This window comes from Robertmurraya beringensis (assembly GCF_042433785.1).
Lineage (GTDB): Bacteria > Bacillota > Bacilli > Bacillales > Cytobacillaceae > Robertmurraya_A > Robertmurraya_A beringensis.
The window spans coordinates 52972-69026 of record NZ_JBHLUU010000009.1 but is presented as its reverse complement, the minus strand read 5'-3'; the positions used below and the strand labels follow the sequence as shown (position 1 = coordinate 69026).

Here is a 16055-nt window from a genome sequence, read left to right as displayed (position 1 = left end):
GTCTAGAATTCTTTTTTTTCTTGTTCCCCTTTATTTAAAACATCCCATTCTAGTCGGCGCATACTACTTGTTTGACTAAACTGAAGAAGCATTTGGGCTGCTTTTAGCTGTGCATGCTTTAGTGGAGTTTTATTGCTTCTCATCGTTTGAAACCATTCTTCGTAATTTCGTTTTTCAATGAGCTGTAAACCATAGGGTGGAAAGGGAAAATCAATATAGCCATTTCTACTTAATACTACTTTATGAATCGGTAACTCTATTTCATACAACTCAAATATTTTCTTTACAATTTTTTCTGTACGATTAAGTCCAATAAGCGGACTTAACACCTTTTGTTCTTGATCCTGATGACGTTTTACCCAAAACCTTTCTTTCGTTCCTAGAAATACAGCATGGTCTTCTTCCTCTAAGAAATGGATACACCACACATCTGTTGGAGTGATTAAAATTGTTTCTACTTCTACCGGAGCTTTTTTCAACAGGAAGATTGGCTCATACATCACAAGGGTGGTATCGGGAAAGCGTTGCAAAAAGTACTTAAGTCTGTGATCGTACAAATACTTTTTACTAATATGGGATTGCTCTAACAAGGTGGTGGTCGCCCATTTCATTTGAAAACGAAGTAATTGGTCGAGAAATTGACGCTTAAGCTCATCTTCAGAAGCTGGATTAAAGGTAAATGAAGGGGAAAATGATAGACCTGAAGACTCTTGAACACCCGATTGTATCTCCTTTTCCTCTACATCTTCGTCTTTTCTTTCTCTTTTAAAAAATCCCTTCATCCGATCAACTAACGGCTGTTTGTCTTCTTCTAACCAATTGGTTGATACAGGCTGAATACTTTCAATAATAGAATCAGACTTCCAGAGGGAGTAAATCTTTTCCCATTGCTGTTTTTTCAATCTTACATATCTAGTTGGATATTCATAAATATTTTGTTCGTAACGTGAAACATAATCTTGCAGCTTAATTAATTGTCCCATGCGGGTTTTCCTTTCTATAAACAGATAATCTATAACTTAAAAGATTGAACAACCTCGTATTTTGGTTCTCTTTCCAAATGTGTCTGGTACAATACGATTTCATTTGCAACAAATGAGATCGCTTCACGAGTAAAAGGGTTCTCTTGTTGTAGCGATTCGTGCACCAATGGAGAATCTCCCTTCCACTTTCTCGCTACTGTTATATGTGGATGAAACGGTCTTTTTTCAAGGGAAAAGCCTGCTAATTCGCATGCATGAAATACCTTTTTCCGTACTTCATATAAACAAGTCTGTTCCACTAACCGCAACCAAAAAATCCTTGGAGATTCTTTTCTTCCAAAAGTATCTAGTCCTTCGATATTTAGAGGAAAAGCACGCTCTTTCTTTAGTGCCTCAGATATAAGTTGTACTGACTTTTCCAACATGCCTGTTTCTGCGTTTCCCAAGAAGGCTAGAGTAATATGGTAATCCTCTGGATGAACCCATTTTTGAAAGGGAAATTCCTTTCCAAGGGGTAGTAATTTAGTATGTATAAGGTTCTTCGTATCACTCGGTATTTTTACTGCATAAAAAAAATGAGTTTTTTTATCCATTTTAACTTTCAACCTTTCAAGCTTTCTTTTATTTTAACAGAGATTGTAACTGAATCGAAAAATGACTATTATACGAGGCATATATGTTTGAATATAATATACCTCTTTAGGTATAATAGGGTTATCTCTTTTATATGTTACATTTCCCATTATTGTAGTAAAAATTTCGAATCCTAAGGAAAATAATTGAAGGTTAGGAGTACATTTAAATGAAAGTTGTTCAAAATATTGCTGAACTTATTGGGGAAACCCCTTTACTTAAATTAAATCGTTTGGCACCTCAAAATGGGGCTAGCGTCTATTTAAAACTCGAATTTTTTAATCCTAGTAAAAGTGTAAAGGATCGTGCGGCATTCAACATGATGATTACAGCTGAACAGAAGGGATTATTAAAAAAGGGTGCAACGATTATTGAGCCAACTAGCGGGAATACAGGCATTGGATTAGCCATGAATGCTGCAGCCCGAGGATACCGTTCAATATTAGTGATGCCCGATACAATGACAAAGGAACGTATCAATCTATTAAAGGCATACGGTGCTGAAGTTGTTTTAACTCCAGGCGATGAAAAAATGCCTGGTTCGATCAAAAAGGCACAAGAGCTAGCGAATGAAATACCAAATAGTTATTTGCCGATGCAATTTGAAAACGAAGCAAATCCAGATGCACATAGACATTCTACTGCTCTTGAAATTGTTGAGGCTATGAAGGAAATAGGCAAGCCACTTTCGGCGTTTGTTGCTACCGCGGGAACAGGAGGAACCATCACTGGAACCGGTGAAGTGTTAAAAGAACATTATTCACATTTGCAAGTTCATGTAGTGGAACCTGCAGGCTCACCGGTCCTTTCTGGTGGCAAACCCGGGAAGCATAAACTAGTTGGAACGAGCCCAGGGTTTATTCCTGATATCCTAAACCAGGATGTATACGATCATATCCATAAAATAACGGATGAAGACGCCTACACAATTACAAGAAGATTGGCTAGTGAAGAAGGAATATTAGTTGGTCCATCTTCAGGTGCCGCTTGCTACGCTGCCATAGAAGTGGCTAAAACTCTTGGCCCTGATGATGTGGTTGTCTGCATCGCATGTGATACCGGTGAAAGATATCTTTCAAGTGATTTATTTTCTTAAGATACTAGAGAAGGCTGCCATAAAAGGCAGCCTATTTTAATTATTCTATGGTTCCGCATTCCTTCACTATTTCGTCCATTATCAACTGCTGAAGCTTTTTCGTAACTTGACCTGGAGTTCCTCCGGAGATTTTTTTCTCCTCAACTTCTACAATTGGTGTTACCTCCACAGTTGTTCCAGATAAAAATACTTCATCCGCATGTAAAACGTCTTCAATTGTGAACTCTTTTTCTTCAAAAGGAATTTTATTTTGCTCACATACTTGCTTCACTTTTTGTCTTGTTATTCCGTTTAAAATCAAGTTGTTCGCTGGATGAGTGATGACCGTTCCATTTTTTACAATGGCTACATTAGAGGAACTGCCTTCTGTTACAATATCACCTCGATGTTGTATGGCCTCAAAGCAACCAGCTTCTACTGCTTTTTGTTTGGCAAGGAGATTCCCTAGTAAATTCAGACTCTTTATATCACAGCGCAGCCAACGAATGTCATCAATAAAGATAGCCTTTACACCCTCTTGCATACTGCTAACTGGACGATCCACTTTTCTCGTATATGCAACAAAAGTAGGCGCTACATTGTGAGGGAAGGCATGATTACGCGGAGATTCTCCCCGTGTAAATTGCATATAAATAATGCCATTAGAAAGATTATTTTTGTCAATCAAACCTTTTAACATTTCCTCTAGTTCAGTCGGCTGATAAGGTATTTGAATGCTTATCTTTTCCGCACTCTCTTGCAATCGAATCAAATGTTCCCTAGCTGTGAACATTTTTCCATTATACACCCGTATCACTTCATAGACACCATCGCCAAACTGATAGCCACGATCCTCAATATCGACCGTTGCATGTCCACGATCTACTATTTCTCCACCAATAATAACGTATTCCATACCTACACTCCCCTTGTCCTCTAATTATTTAGCCAATTCATATATCGCCTGAGCATAGATTGCTGTTGCTTTTAGCAAATCCTCTACAATCATATACTCATCTTTTTGGTGTGCCACGTCCGGTCGACCTGGAAATAATGGCCCAAAGGCAACTCCAGCTTGCAGTGAACGTGCATAAGTGCCCCCACCAATTGCAAGTAACTCTGCCTTCTCACCGGTTTGTTCTTCATAAACCTTTTTCAGGGTTTGAATTAGAAAATCCTTTTCATCTACATGATGAGGTTTGGAGTCTGATACATTTTGAACCTCAAAACCTTGTTCATGTAGAACAGGAGCTAACCTTCCCTGTATTTGATCAAGTTCAGCTGTGACTGGGTAACGAAGATTGATTCCTAACATCCCTCCATTTTCTTTTGTAAAAGAAAGTTTCCCAACATTCATCGTAAGATCCCCAGAGATATTATCTGTATAATCAATTCCCAATTGTTTCCCACGACTATCTTGATAGAAATTGGTTTGAATAAAGGAAAAATACTGTTTTTCTAGACCACTTAGCGGTAATTTATTTAGGAATACGGCAAGAAGAATGCCGGCATTTTTACCAAGATCAGGTTCCATCCCATGCACAGATACTCCTTCTAGTTCTAAAATAAGTTCACCATTATCAACTAAGTATTTTCCATTCAGCTGTTGCTCATTAAGGAAGGTTTGAAATTCTTGAATAATATGTGTTTCTTCTTGATTGGTATGTAAGGCTACCTTGGCAAAGTCTGGAACCATATTATAGCGTCTGCCTGCTTGAAAAGATAATACAGTGGTTCCGCTGTTATCCTCCGCTTCATAAATCCTTTGCATAATATCAAAATCCGATATTCCTTTTTCAGCAAATATGATCGGAAAATCAGCATCTGGCGCAAAACCCATAGTTGGCATTTCTTCATGTTCAAAATAATGCTCCACACAGCGCCAGTTGCTTTCTTCATCGGTTCCAATGATCATTCTCACTCTCTTCGATAGAGGCAATTGAAGTTCTTTGACAATTTTCATCGCGTAATAAGCGGCCATCGTTGGTCCCTTATCATCAATGGCTCCACGAGCATATATGTTTCCCTCACGAATTTCCGCAGCATACGGGTCACTCGACCATCCATCTCCTTCTGGGACCACATCAACGTGACAAAGAATTCCTACACTTTCCTTTCCTTCTCCGAATTCTACATGCCCGGCAAGATTTCCTACATTCTTGATTGAAAATCCATCTGACTTCCCAAGTTCAAGCATGTGGACAAGTGCATCCTTAACCCCTTGTCCGAGCGGTGCATCATCAGTGGCATTTTCTTCATCTAGAACACTTTTTATTTGTAAAAGCTTTTGTGTATCTACAATTAATGATTCCTTTCTTTTTTCGACTTCTGAAAACCAATTGATGTTTGTCACGAAAATCCTCCTAATAAATCCAATCTACTTGACTTAAATAATATATCCCCGTGCTGGAAAAGACAACCACAAGGACAGGACCACTGCTAGAAAAAATTTTATAATAAAAAATGCTGTCCTTATTTGTGGACAGCATTTTTTATTATGGGCCAAGTAGCTCCTGTAGTTCGGCATTTTCGTAATCTACTGCGTAATCATATGCGGTATATCCAGAGGCATCCATGTAGTTGCTATCTGCTCCGTATTCTAACAACAGCTTTACCATTTCCACGTCTTCAGCAAAAACTGCACTGATGAGTGGAGTGGCATCATATATATCGACCGTATTGGCATCTGCTCCATTTTCAAGTAATATGGCTGCAGCATCATAATAACCGGAGTATACCGCCCAATGTAGAGCCGTTGAGCCTTCACTATCGGCTTCATTTATATCCGCACCTTCATCTAGAAGAGTGGAAATGGCCTCTGTATCGTTTTCACTTGCTGCCTCCATTAGGGGTGTCATACCCTCGATTTCAAAGGCTTCAGAGAAGTTGAATTTCTCTAATGCCTTAAAGGTCATATACACTCCACCAGCAAATACAAGTGATAACAATAGGGCTATGATTACTCCAATGACGATTCCTCTTTTTGGTTCTTTTAATGTCTCCACTTCTGTATCAGAAAAGAATTTATCAACTTCATATAATCTTTTTGGCAGATGAGGATGGGTAGAGAGCTTTTCATTTAACCAAACAAAGAAGCCTGCTTCCGATTCAATTTGTCGCATATATGACTCTTTATTAACCTTTTTATAAAGCTCCTTTCCAATTGCTAGAATGGTTAGAGCATTTTTCGATGCTGGAAGTGAGCCAGAGTAATAGGTTGCATAACGATCGCACGTATATTCACATGCCCGTAAGTATGCATCTCCTAAAAAAGGGATCCACATGGCTGGCAGTAGAAGAAAATTCACTGTTACATGCTTCCTTTTTAAATGAGCAAACTCATGAGCGAGAACAAATAGTACTTCATCCTCTGCATCTCTTTCAATCAGTTCAAAAATCTCTGAATAAAGGACCACCATATTTCTTCCAAAAAATCTGGTCGCAAATGCATTCAACATTCCTTGAGACTCAATAACATACATTTGTGGCATCTTTTCTAAACTCATTTGTGCCGCCATTTCCTGTGCCTTTTGATAAAGCGAAGGAAATTGTTCCTCACTTATACGAACGCCATTTCTTCTAATGCCTCCGACCATCAACCCATGGAAAAATACGGATAAGAGGACCATGATGATAATAATTCCAATTCCTAAAATAGAAAAAACTAAAAAAAGATAGGTTAAAATACTAAAAGTTAATACAAGTGCAAAATAGATATTCTCTTTGCGATGGACTAGCTGTGAAGGTAAATAAGAATTCAATCTGTGTCATTCCTCTCAAATTATTATTGTCCTATTTTTTCAAAAATCAAATTTCTTATCATAACTGGTATGACTTAAGTAATAGAATATAACAGCAGCAAGAAAAAGGGGGAATTTTTTAAAGAAAATATTACATTTTATTAAATTATTATGTAAAAGTAGAAATTATCTGTAAATAAGAGTACAATAATCTACAAGAAAAGACATTTTCATTAAGTCAGCTTATAATTCACTTGCAAAGGGGTTGTCTAGGGACAAGAAGCTTACATACATTTGGAGAGTCATCTTCAAGAAGTCGTCCGTTGTAGCTATTTGCCAAAGGTTTGAAAAAAGGATAGGGAGTGGTTTTTTGAAACCTTCGACTAACCGGATGTTAAACCGTATCAAATCCATCTACATGTTTATTAATAACCATGGAATTGTCACGACGCAAGAGCTTGTGGAGGAATTTGGTATCACTCCTCGAACGATCCAGAGAGATCTAAATGTTTTAGCTTATAACGACCTAGTCGAAAGTCCAAGTCGTGGAAAATGGACAACAACCGAAAAAAAGGTAAAAATATCATCTTAAATGACGGTTCGCCCTTCTCTTATCGGAAGGGCGAACCCTTTATTTCACTTCATATCGGATTAACTCTTCTAATTCCTCATCCGTTAACTCTCGATACTCCCCTAATTCAAGCGTCTCATCTAGCTTAAGAGGTCCCATCGATAATCTTTTTAAATAGATCACTCTTTTTCCTACCGCTTCAAACATTCGTTTTACTTGATGGAATTTCCCTTCTGTGATCGTTAACTCAATGTCAGATGTTAATCCGGATTTCAAAATGGTTAAATGTGCTGGCTTCGTCAAATACCCGTCATCGAGTGTGACTCCCTTTTGAAAAGCTTCCCCATCGTCGCTAGTGACGATTCCTTCAATCACAGCGAAGTATGTTTTCGGGACGTGCTTTTTGGGAGATAACAAACGATGAGAGAGCTGCCCATCGTTTGTTATTAGTAAGAGTCCTTCCGTATCTTTATCAAGGCGACCAACTGGAAACGGTTCAAACACTTGATCCTCATATTCAAGCAAATCAATCACCGTCTCATCGTGATTATCTTCCGTTGCTGATATGACACCAGGAGGTTTGTTCATCATTAAATAAACAAATTCCTTATACTCAACTATTTCTCCATTTAAGGTAATCACATCATTATCTGGATCTACATGTTGTTTTGAATCTTTTATTACTTTATCGTTCACGACCACTGCGCCGTCTTTTAACAGTTTTTTTACATCTTTTCTACTTCCATAGCCTAAATTAGCGAGCATTTTATCAATACGCAATTGTTTCCCTCCTAGTGGAGTCTTACCCTCTTAGTTTTACCTTCTTCATAATTCTTTCCACACGTTCGCCAAATAAAAAGTAAATGAGGCGCGTTTTAAAGCTTAAATATACATAAATCCCTGCTCCAGCCACTGCTGAAAGGAGGATGATAATAATAGAATGTATCTCAGATTTTGGTGATAAAACCATTGTTGCTAAATAGTAGACAAGCGCTGCTACGAGGATCATAAAAACATTAAAAATAACAATTAGCAATCCTCTCCGCAAAACGAGGCGGAAGCGATATCCGGAGAATATTTTGATAACGACCAAATTAATACCAATGGCAACTCCGTAACCAAGTGCGGTTGCATAAATCGCTCCGTCTGTCTCAAACATCTTGATGAATGGAATGTTTAGGGAGAGCTTCACTAATATTCCTACTAATAGACTTAGAATGGTGAACTTTTGTTCGTCAATTCCTTGTAATATCGCTGCTGTCACGGAGTAAAGAGCAAACAGAACCGCTACTGGTGCATACAATTGCAGGATGTCAGTCCCAGATGCATTTGGTCCGTAAAAAACCGTATACGCAGGCTCAGCGAGTAGTGACAATCCAAGTGCAGCAGGCAATGTAATGAACATCAGCACCTGGAAGGTTTGGTTGAGTTGCTTGTTTACTCCTTTTTGGTCTTTTGAAATAAAGGCTTGAGTAATACTCGGAACTAACGTTAACGAAAAAGCCGTTGCCAACGATACTGGAATGATCACTAACTTATGTGTATTAAAACTTAATTTAGCAAGCTCTCTTTCTGAAATACTTCCAAGACCAATCGAAGTCATTGCCCGGTTAAAGGTCATCGTATCAATCCATTGAAATAATGGATTGGCAATTCCAACAAGAATAAATGGAATCGAATAAATCAGTATTTCCTTGTACATATCTTTTAAAGATACTTGAACGCTCCCCTTATCTTGTAGCAGCAATTCATCAAGATGTGGCTTTCTCTTATACCAATACCAAAAGAGAACAAATAAGCTACCCAAGCCTCCAACAAAGGCTGAGAACGTTGCAATACTAATAGCAGTAACAATTTCACCTTCCATTACATTCAAGACGATAAAAGCCCCAGCTAATAGAAATGCGATACGAACAACCTGTTCAACCACCTGTGACACCGCAGATGGCCCCATTGATTGATGGCCTTGGAAAAACCCGCGAATTAAACTCATAAACGGAATAATGATTAGAGCAAAACTCACTGCTCGAATGACTGTTACAATATCTCTAGGATTGGTTTGTTTGTCATGATCAGCAATGATTATGTCTGCTACAATTGGTGCTGACAAATATAGAATTAGGAAGGCAGCCATACCAGTTCCAAGCATAACGACTAATCCTGACTTAAAGAGCCTCCTACCCACCGCATATTCTTCCATAGCATTATATTTAGAAATAAACTTAGCTACAGCTAGAGGAACTCCAGCCGTTGCAAGACTGATAAATATAGTATAAGGAACATAGGAATATTGATACAGGACGGTTCCTGTCTCTCCTACAATCCTTGCAAACGGAATAACATAAAAAAGACCTAATAATTTTGAAATAAATGTTCCTAAAGTTAAAATAAATGTTCCACGTAATAACTTAGATTGCATGTGATCCCTTCCTATGTAGAAATGCCGAAAATTATTTCAAACGCCAAATTCATATTTTATCATAAAGTTTGAAAAAAACTTTGTTTTTTATGTGAACCTAATCTGAGTGTACACAACTCCGTGCTCTGATGCTACTTTTTGTGGAAAAGTTTTCTTTCTTAACAAGCTGACTTATAATGGTGATGGAAAGTTGGTGAAAGATATGAACTATGACGTAATCGTCATTGGCGGAGGGCCTTCTGGGCTGATGGCTTCCATAGCGGCAGGTGAAAAGGGAGCTAAAGTACTTTTAATTGATAAAGGAGACAAGCTAGGTCGAAAGCTTGCCATATCTGGAGGTGGTCGCTGTAATGTGACGAATCGACTTCCAGTGGACGAAATCATTAAGCATATCCCAGGGAATGGTCGCTTTTTATATAGTGCGTTTTCTATATTCAATAACGAGGACATTATTTCTTTTTTTGAAAAGCTTGGCATTCAATTGAAGGAGGAAGACCATGGACGGATGTTTCCTGTTTCAGATAAAGCACAATCTGTTGTTGATGCTTTGATCAGAAGGATGAAAGAGCTTAAGGTGGATATACTCACAAACTCCCCAGTCGAAACGGTGGAATATGAAGATGGGAAAGCTGTTGCCGTACGATTAAAAAACAAAGAGAGATACTCTGCCTCTGCGATTATTTTGGCAGTTGGAGGTAAATCGGTCCCTCATACCGGATCTACAGGAGATGGGTATGCTTGGGCGGAAAAGGCCGGACATACCATCACAGAGTTATTTCCAACAGAAGTTCCTATTACTTCAAATGAACCTTTCATTCAATCAAAAGAGCTGCAAGGATTGTCATTGCGTGGAGTCGGCCTGAGTGTGTTGAATCCAAAGGGCAAGCCTCTCATCACCCATGAGATGGATATGATTTTCACTCACTTTGGGATTAGTGGCCCAGCAGTACTTCGTTGCAGCCAGTATGTGGTGAAAGCGATGAAAAAATGGAGCCTAAAGGAAGTGGTAATGAGTATTGATGCCCTTCCAGGTAAAAAAGAGGAGCCCCTATTCCAAGAAATCATTGCGATGGTGAAGGCCGATCCAAAGAAAAGTGTAAAAAATATACTTAAGGGCTATTTACCCGAACGCTATTTATTGTTTTTATTACAAGTTGCTGACATCGATGCAAACGAACAGGGTGGAGTCATTTCCCATGATAAGCTTCGAAACTTTGTGAAAGCCTGCAAACAGTTTCAGTTTAAGGTGAATGGAACTCTTTCCCTAGAAAAAGCCTTTGTTACAGGTGGCGGAGTGTCTGTGAAAGAGGTTGAACCACAAACAATGGCATCCAAGCTTGTTGATGGATTGTATTTTTGTGGGGAGATACTGGATATCCACGGATATACTGGCGGGTATAATATTACTTCTGCCCTTGTGACAGGACGATTAGCTGGAGTCAATAGTGCCGAATATGCCTTGAGTCAAGCCTGAGGTTTTTTCTTCCTCAGGCTTTATATATAATCATGGCTGTAAAACAATAAATTTGCTCATCCACGTCCTCTGGTAAGGCAGCAATATTGTATTTAATATCAACTAGTTTTTGTTCATCCACCTTTTCGAGAAAACGATTCATTTTCTTTTCAAGGTCTTTTTCATGCTCCTCATCAAACAGTTTTACTTGAATCATGGATCCTCACTCCTTTTATTATGGAGTATTAACAAAATTCAGATATTTTAAAAGCATAAAAAAAGCCTAGTTTCCTAGGCCCCCCATTACATTATTCTACTTTTCCAGTCCATTTCATCATGCCGCCGACCATATTTACTACATTATAGCCGTGATCATGCAAGAAATAACACACATTTTCACTTCTTCCGCCTGAACGGCAAATAAATATGTATTCTGTATCTTGATCTAATTCGTCTAAACGCATTGGGATCTCGCCCATTTTAATATGCTTTGCACCTGGAATCATTCCAGCCGCTACCTCTTCATCCTCACGTACGTCGATCAGTTCTAACTTTTCCCCTTTTTCTAGCTTTTCTTGTAACTCTGCAGTTGTAATTTCTTTTACCATCCAACATTACCCCTTTTAATTTTTCTTCTATCGTACACGACTTGCTCGGTACATTTCAATCTTTCTATTTTAGAAAAAGAGCACCTGCCCGAAAACAGGTGCTCAAATCAAACATTATTAATTAGCAACAATATTCACTAGCTTTCCTGGAACAGCAATCACTTTGCGAACAGTCTTACCATCAATTTGCTCTTTAACGACTGTATCATCCATAGCAATTTGCTCAAGTGCTTCTTTATTTGCATCAGACGGAACCATCAGCTTCGCCTTCACCTTACCATTAATTTGAACAACAATTTCTACTTCATCATCAACCAGCTTCGCTTCATCAAATGCTGGCCACGCTTCGTAAGAGATGCTTTCGTTATGACCTAGCTTTGACCAAAGCTCTTCAGCGATATGTGGACAAATCGGGGCAAGCAATTTCACAAAGCCCTCCACATAGTCTCTTGGAAGTACTGGTGATTTATAAGCATCGTTAATAAATACCATTAACTGAGAAATCGCCGTATTAAAGCGTAATCCTTCAAAGTCCTCTGTCACCTTTTTCACCGTTTGGTGATAGACCTTCTCAAGACTAGAAGAATCAACCGTTTGAACCTTCTCTGAAATTCCACCATTTTCATCCACTAGTAAGCGCCAAATACGGTCTAAGAAGCGACGTGAACCGTCTAATCCTTGTGTCGACCATGCAATTGAAGCTTCAAGTGGTCCCATGAACATTTCGTACAAGCGAAGAGTATCCGCACCATGAGTTCCAACGATTTCATCAGGGTTTACGACATTTCCTTTTGATTTACTCATTTTTTCATTGTTTTCCCCTAGAATCATCCCTTGGTTAAACAATTTTTGGAAAGGTTCCTTCGTGCTTACTACACCGATATCATACAAAAACTTATGCCAGAATCGTGCATAAAGCAAGTGAAGAACCGCATGCTCTGCCCCACCGATATAAATATCAACTGGAAGCCACTCTTTTAATTTTTCTGGATCTGCTAACGCTTGATCATTCTTCGGATCAATATAACGTAAGTAGTACCAGCAGCTTCCTGCCCATTGCGGCATCGTATTTGTTTCACGACGTCCTTTTTTCCCTGTTACAGGGTCAACTACGTTTACCCAGTCTTCGATATTCGCAAGTGGCGATTCGCCTGTTCCAGACGGACGAATTTCTGTCGTTTTTGGCAACATCAATGGAAGCTCTGAATCAGGAACAGCTGTCATTGTTCCGTCTTCCCAGTGAATGACTGGAATTGGCTCTCCCCAATAGCGTTGACGGCTAAATAACCAATCGCGTAGACGGTACGTAACCTTCTTCGTTCCGATTTCTTTTTCCTCTAACCAAGCAATCATTCGAGAAATGGCTTCTTCTTTGTTCATTCCATTTAAGAAGTCAGAGTTTACATGCTCACCATCACCTGTGTAAGCTTCCTTAGAAACATCTCCACCTGCAACTACTTCCACAATTGGCAATTCGAATTTCTTAGCAAATTCGTAGTCTCTCTCATCATGACCAGGTACCGCCATAATTGCTCCTGTTCCATAGCTAACAAGTACATAATCAGCGATCCAGATTGGCATTTTCGCTCCATTAACCGGATTAATTGCATAAGCACCCGTAAATACACCCGTTTTGTCTTTCGCTAAATCCGTACGCTCCAAATCACTCTTACTTTTGATCTGTTCAATATAGGATTGAACCGCATCACGCTGGTCATCTGTCGTAATACTCTCAACCAATGCATGCTCTGGTGCTAATACCGCATACGTTGCACCGAATAATGTATCAGGTCTTGTAGTAAAGACCGTGAACTGCCCGTCATTACCTTCAATATTAAAAGTAATCTCGGCTCCTTCAGAACGACCAATCCAGTTGCGTTGCATATCCTTTAAACTCTCTGGCCAGTCAAGTTCTTCTAAGTCCTCTAATAAACGATCCGCATACGCAGTAATTTTTAATACCCACTGCTTCATTGGACGGCGTTCAACGGGATGACCACCACGTTCACTTTTTCCATCAATAACTTCTTCATTTGATAACACCGTTCCAAGTGCTGGACACCAGTTTACCGCTACCTCATCAATATAGGCTAGGCCTTTTTCAAACAATTTTAAGAAAATCCATTGTGTCCATTTATAATATTCAGGATCAGTAGTATTCACTTCGCGATCCCAATCGTATGAGAAGCCTAATGCCTTAATTTGGCGCTTAAATGTGGCAATATTTAATGCTGTAAATTCAGCAGGATCATTCCCCGTGTCTAATGCGTATTGCTCAGCTGGAAGACCAAACGCATCCCATCCCATTGGGTGTAACACGTTATAACCTTGCGCACGCTTCATACGTGATAAAATATCTGTTGCTGTGTACCCTTCTGGATGCCCTACGTGCAGTCCAGCTCCAGATGGATATGGAAACATATCTAACGCATAAAATTTGCGTTTACCTTTTTCTTCACTTGTTTGAAACGTCTTGTTAGCATCCCAAAAGCTCTGCCACTTTTTTTCAATTTCTTGATGATTAAAGCTCACTTTTAATTCCTCCTAAAAATACTTGTTTAAACGCAAAAAATCCCGTCCCTATAAAAAGGGACGAGAGGATTATGTAGAATCTCCCGCGGTACCACCCACATTAGTGCACAAGTCACTCGCTTCATTATCCTTAACGCGGAATACGGCAAGCATTACTTTCTTTCACACTTGCGACTCAAAGGCGAGTTCATGGACACCTGGTTGACTTTCACCATCCGTCAACTCTCTACTTTCAGGTATTTCTCACTACTACTCCTTATCATGGTCACCACATATTTAAGTATGATGCTATTGTAGTGTATTTTCTAGTTCGATGCAAGTTGTGTTTTGTAGCATATGAAGATAAGGAGTAGAGTGTGTGTATTTTTTTATTGAACTGTATAACCTGCGTCAATAACGACCGCTTGACCAGTAATCCCTTTTGCCGCATCACTTGCTTTCAAGAAGTATATAAAAAGGGGAATTCGGTAGCCGTTTATAATAGTGCGAAGCAATGTTCACACAGAAGAAAATAATGGGAAGGGCAGACCCGTTGATAGATGCCATATTAATAATTCTCCCGAAGCCTTGTTTTTTCATATGAGGCAACACATGCTTTGTTAACGTAAATGGTGACGTTAACATGTTGGTTTGTCTGTAAGCAAGAAGATTGGAAAATCAGTTATCCACAAATGAGTGACTACTCCTCTTTAATCTCAAACTCCCCAATTCCTAGATCCTCCTTCACTGTGTTATTGTAACGTCACTATTGCCAAACTTGTCATTTACGTAGACTTCAGCTCCCTCTGACGCTAATGGTGTTTCTGTACCTTTAGGAATAGTAATTACTGATTGTGATTAATGAGAATTAACTAATCAAGATTTACTGCTCTCCATCACTCTTTTCAGGTCATCCTGCACACTTTCTTTTGCCAACTCAACTTTCGAACGATATGCGGAACGAATAATAACATGAGTAGCAACGGGTGCTGTTAGAAATACAAAAAAGATTCCTAAAAATAATCTGATGCTAAAATATCCTTCTTCCATTAAGAAAAATAGAAAGGTTCCAATTAGACTAAAAAGAACGCCTAATGTTGTACTTTTTGATGCTGCATGTGACCGTGTATAAACATCAGGAAACCGCACCAGTCCGATCGCACTTAAAAAACAAAAAATCGTACCAATTAAAATAAATAGAACGGGAATTATTTCAGTCGGACTGTTTGCGAACAATGACCACACCTCTTTCAATAAATCTTGCAAAAGCAATCGTACCAATAAATGAAAGGATACCAATTAATAAGATAACTTCGAAAAAACCTGTATTTCTTAATAAGACAGAAAAAATTGCTACTCCTGATATTAAATTAATCCCTAATGTATCGAGAGCCTGTACTCTGTCTGGAGTAGAAGGACCTTTTACCAGTCTGTAAATAATGGTAATTATAGAAAAGGTCAAAAAAAACAGAGATAACAATAGAATTACATTTGTCATACACGTGTCACCCTCTTTATGGCATTTTCAAATCTCACTTTTGATTTATACACTGAATCTCGCGACTCAGGAATATCTAACCCATGCATATAAAAGGTTCTACTATTAGGAGATACTTCGACTACAACAGAACCAGGTGTTAAACATAGTAATAAAGCTAATAACGTAATCTCCAAATCACCTTCTAATTCCGTATCTAATGTAAAAATACCCGGAGAGATGTTTAATTTAGGTTTTACGACATGTCGAACGACCGCAATACTTGATGTAAACAGTTCATGGATAAATACAAAAAACAATCTAACAACTGCTACTAGGGTCGTTATATAAAATCCTGAAGGAAAGAACCTGCGTAAAATAAATAACACGAGTAAACCAAATAGATAACCGCTAAAGAAGGTTAAATAGTTCCAATTATCCTGCAAGAACATCCATAATACCCCAATAAACAAATTGATTAATACCTGGATGGGCAATGTTACCACCCCTTTCTGAATCAAGATTAAGGAAGCAATCTGTATATATTTTTTTTGCGATCTTATAACTTACTCATTGAACAAAGCT

16 protein-coding genes, 1 pseudogene and 1 other annotated feature are annotated in these 16055 nt (G+C 38.7%); of the genes and pseudogenes, 3 read left to right on the top strand and 14 right to left on the bottom strand.

Features of this window, described 5'->3' with window-relative positions:
- Nucleotides 1–2: 2 nt before the first annotated feature.
- Both ACFFHF_RS01575 and thpR read right to left on the bottom strand, forming a co-directional pair.
- The gene (locus tag ACFFHF_RS01575) at nucleotides 3–983 is read right to left on the bottom strand and encodes an NERD domain-containing protein (RefSeq protein ID WP_160546927.1); all 981 of its coding nucleotides are present in this window, start codon (nucleotides 981–983) and stop codon (nucleotides 3–5) included.
- 29 nt (nucleotides 984–1012) lie between these two features.
- Nucleotides 1013–1576 (bottom strand): RNA 2',3'-cyclic phosphodiesterase, encoded by a 564-nt coding sequence (gene thpR, locus ACFFHF_RS01570; RefSeq protein WP_160546926.1) that lies wholly within the window; start codon nucleotides 1574–1576, stop codon nucleotides 1013–1015.
- 209 nt (nucleotides 1577–1785) lie between these two features.
- Here thpR and cysK point away from each other — a divergent pair, with 209 nt between their 5' ends.
- Nucleotides 1786–2712 carry a cysteine synthase A gene (gene cysK, locus ACFFHF_RS01565; RefSeq protein ID WP_160546925.1) on the top strand — a complete coding sequence of 309 codons (927 nt, stop codon included), beginning with the start codon at nucleotides 1786–1788 and terminating at the stop codon, nucleotides 2710–2712.
- A gap of 40 nt (nucleotides 2713–2752) precedes the next feature.
- Here cysK and dat read toward each other — a convergent pair whose 3' ends face one another.
- The 3 genes from dat to ACFFHF_RS01550 all read right to left on the bottom strand — a co-directional run bounded on the left by dat (nucleotide 2753) and on the right by ACFFHF_RS01550 (nucleotide 6452).
- Nucleotides 2753–3607 (bottom strand): D-amino-acid transaminase, encoded by an 855-nt coding sequence (dat, locus tag ACFFHF_RS01560; RefSeq protein WP_160546924.1) that lies wholly within the window; start codon nucleotides 3605–3607, stop codon nucleotides 2753–2755.
- 24 nt (nucleotides 3608–3631) lie between these two features.
- Complete coding sequence (gene pepV / locus ACFFHF_RS01555; RefSeq protein WP_377057475.1) at nucleotides 3632–5044, bottom strand: dipeptidase PepV; 1413 nt, start codon at nucleotides 5042–5044, stop codon at nucleotides 3632–3634.
- A gap of 142 nt (nucleotides 5045–5186) precedes the next feature.
- Nucleotides 5187–6452 (bottom strand): M48 family metallopeptidase, encoded by a 1266-nt coding sequence (locus ACFFHF_RS01550; protein ID WP_160546923.1) that lies wholly within the window; start codon nucleotides 6450–6452, stop codon nucleotides 5187–5189.
- A 349-nt stretch (nucleotides 6453–6801) separates the two neighbouring features.
- Between ACFFHF_RS01550 and ACFFHF_RS01545 the strand changes: the two genes are divergently transcribed.
- Nucleotides 6802–7023 (top strand): DeoR family transcriptional regulator, encoded by a 222-nt coding sequence (locus tag ACFFHF_RS01545; RefSeq protein ID WP_066057490.1) that lies wholly within the window; start codon nucleotides 6802–6804, stop codon nucleotides 7021–7023.
- Between the two features lie 39 nt (nucleotides 7024–7062).
- Here the strand turns inward: ACFFHF_RS01545 and ACFFHF_RS01540 are convergent, their stop codons facing one another.
- Both ACFFHF_RS01540 and ACFFHF_RS01535 read right to left on the bottom strand, forming a co-directional pair.
- Complete coding sequence (locus ACFFHF_RS01540) at nucleotides 7063–7782, bottom strand: pseudouridine synthase (protein WP_160546922.1); 720 nt, start codon at nucleotides 7780–7782, stop codon at nucleotides 7063–7065.
- Between the two features lie 22 nt (nucleotides 7783–7804).
- On the bottom strand, nucleotides 7805–9421 hold the full coding sequence (locus ACFFHF_RS01535) for a putative polysaccharide biosynthesis protein (protein ID WP_160546921.1): 1617 nt from the start codon (nucleotides 9419–9421) through the stop codon (nucleotides 7805–7807).
- A 202-nt stretch (nucleotides 9422–9623) separates the two neighbouring features.
- Between ACFFHF_RS01535 and ACFFHF_RS01530 the strand changes: the two genes are divergently transcribed.
- Nucleotides 9624–10895, top strand: a complete 1272-nt coding sequence (locus ACFFHF_RS01530; protein WP_160546995.1) for a BaiN/RdsA family NAD(P)/FAD-dependent oxidoreductase — start codon at nucleotides 9624–9626, stop codon at nucleotides 10893–10895.
- Between the two features lie 13 nt (nucleotides 10896–10908).
- On the opposite strand, the gene ACFFHF_RS01525 is transcribed toward ACFFHF_RS01530, so the two are convergent.
- The 7 genes and pseudogenes from ACFFHF_RS01525 to ACFFHF_RS01495 form a co-directional block, all read right to left on the bottom strand.
- Entirely contained in the window at nucleotides 10909–11091 is a 183-nt protein-coding gene (locus tag ACFFHF_RS01525; protein ID WP_066057499.1) for a sporulation protein Cse60, read from the bottom strand.
- Nucleotides 11092–11182: 91 nt separating this feature from the next.
- Complete coding sequence (locus ACFFHF_RS01520) at nucleotides 11183–11482, bottom strand: rhodanese-like domain-containing protein (RefSeq protein ID WP_119709527.1); 300 nt, start codon at nucleotides 11480–11482, stop codon at nucleotides 11183–11185.
- A 117-nt stretch (nucleotides 11483–11599) separates the two neighbouring features.
- Nucleotides 11600–14014, bottom strand: a complete 2415-nt coding sequence (leuS, locus tag ACFFHF_RS01515) for a leucine--tRNA ligase (RefSeq protein ID WP_377057474.1) — start codon at nucleotides 14012–14014, stop codon at nucleotides 11600–11602.
- A 53-nt stretch (nucleotides 14015–14067) separates the two neighbouring features.
- Nucleotides 14068–14286 (bottom strand) — a binding site (T-box leader).
- A gap of 96 nt (nucleotides 14287–14382) precedes the next feature.
- Nucleotides 14383–14638 (bottom strand): annotated as a pseudogene (locus tag ACFFHF_RS01510) (SDR family NAD(P)-dependent oxidoreductase); the annotation flags it as partial.
- A 231-nt stretch (nucleotides 14639–14869) separates the two neighbouring features.
- Nucleotides 14870–15229 carry a monovalent cation/H(+) antiporter subunit G gene (gene mnhG / locus ACFFHF_RS01505; RefSeq protein ID WP_160546920.1) on the bottom strand — a complete coding sequence of 120 codons (360 nt, stop codon included), beginning with the start codon at nucleotides 15227–15229 and terminating at the stop codon, nucleotides 14870–14872.
- Complete coding sequence (locus ACFFHF_RS01500) at nucleotides 15207–15491, bottom strand: Na(+)/H(+) antiporter subunit F1 (protein ID WP_160546919.1); 285 nt, start codon at nucleotides 15489–15491, stop codon at nucleotides 15207–15209. The genes mnhG and ACFFHF_RS01500 overlap by 23 nt, the downstream gene beginning before the upstream one ends.
- Nucleotides 15488–15976, bottom strand: a complete 489-nt coding sequence (locus tag ACFFHF_RS01495; protein WP_377057486.1) for a Na+/H+ antiporter subunit E — start codon at nucleotides 15974–15976, stop codon at nucleotides 15488–15490. The genes ACFFHF_RS01500 and ACFFHF_RS01495 overlap by 4 nt, the downstream gene beginning before the upstream one ends.
- Nucleotides 15977–16055: the final 79 nt, after the last annotated feature.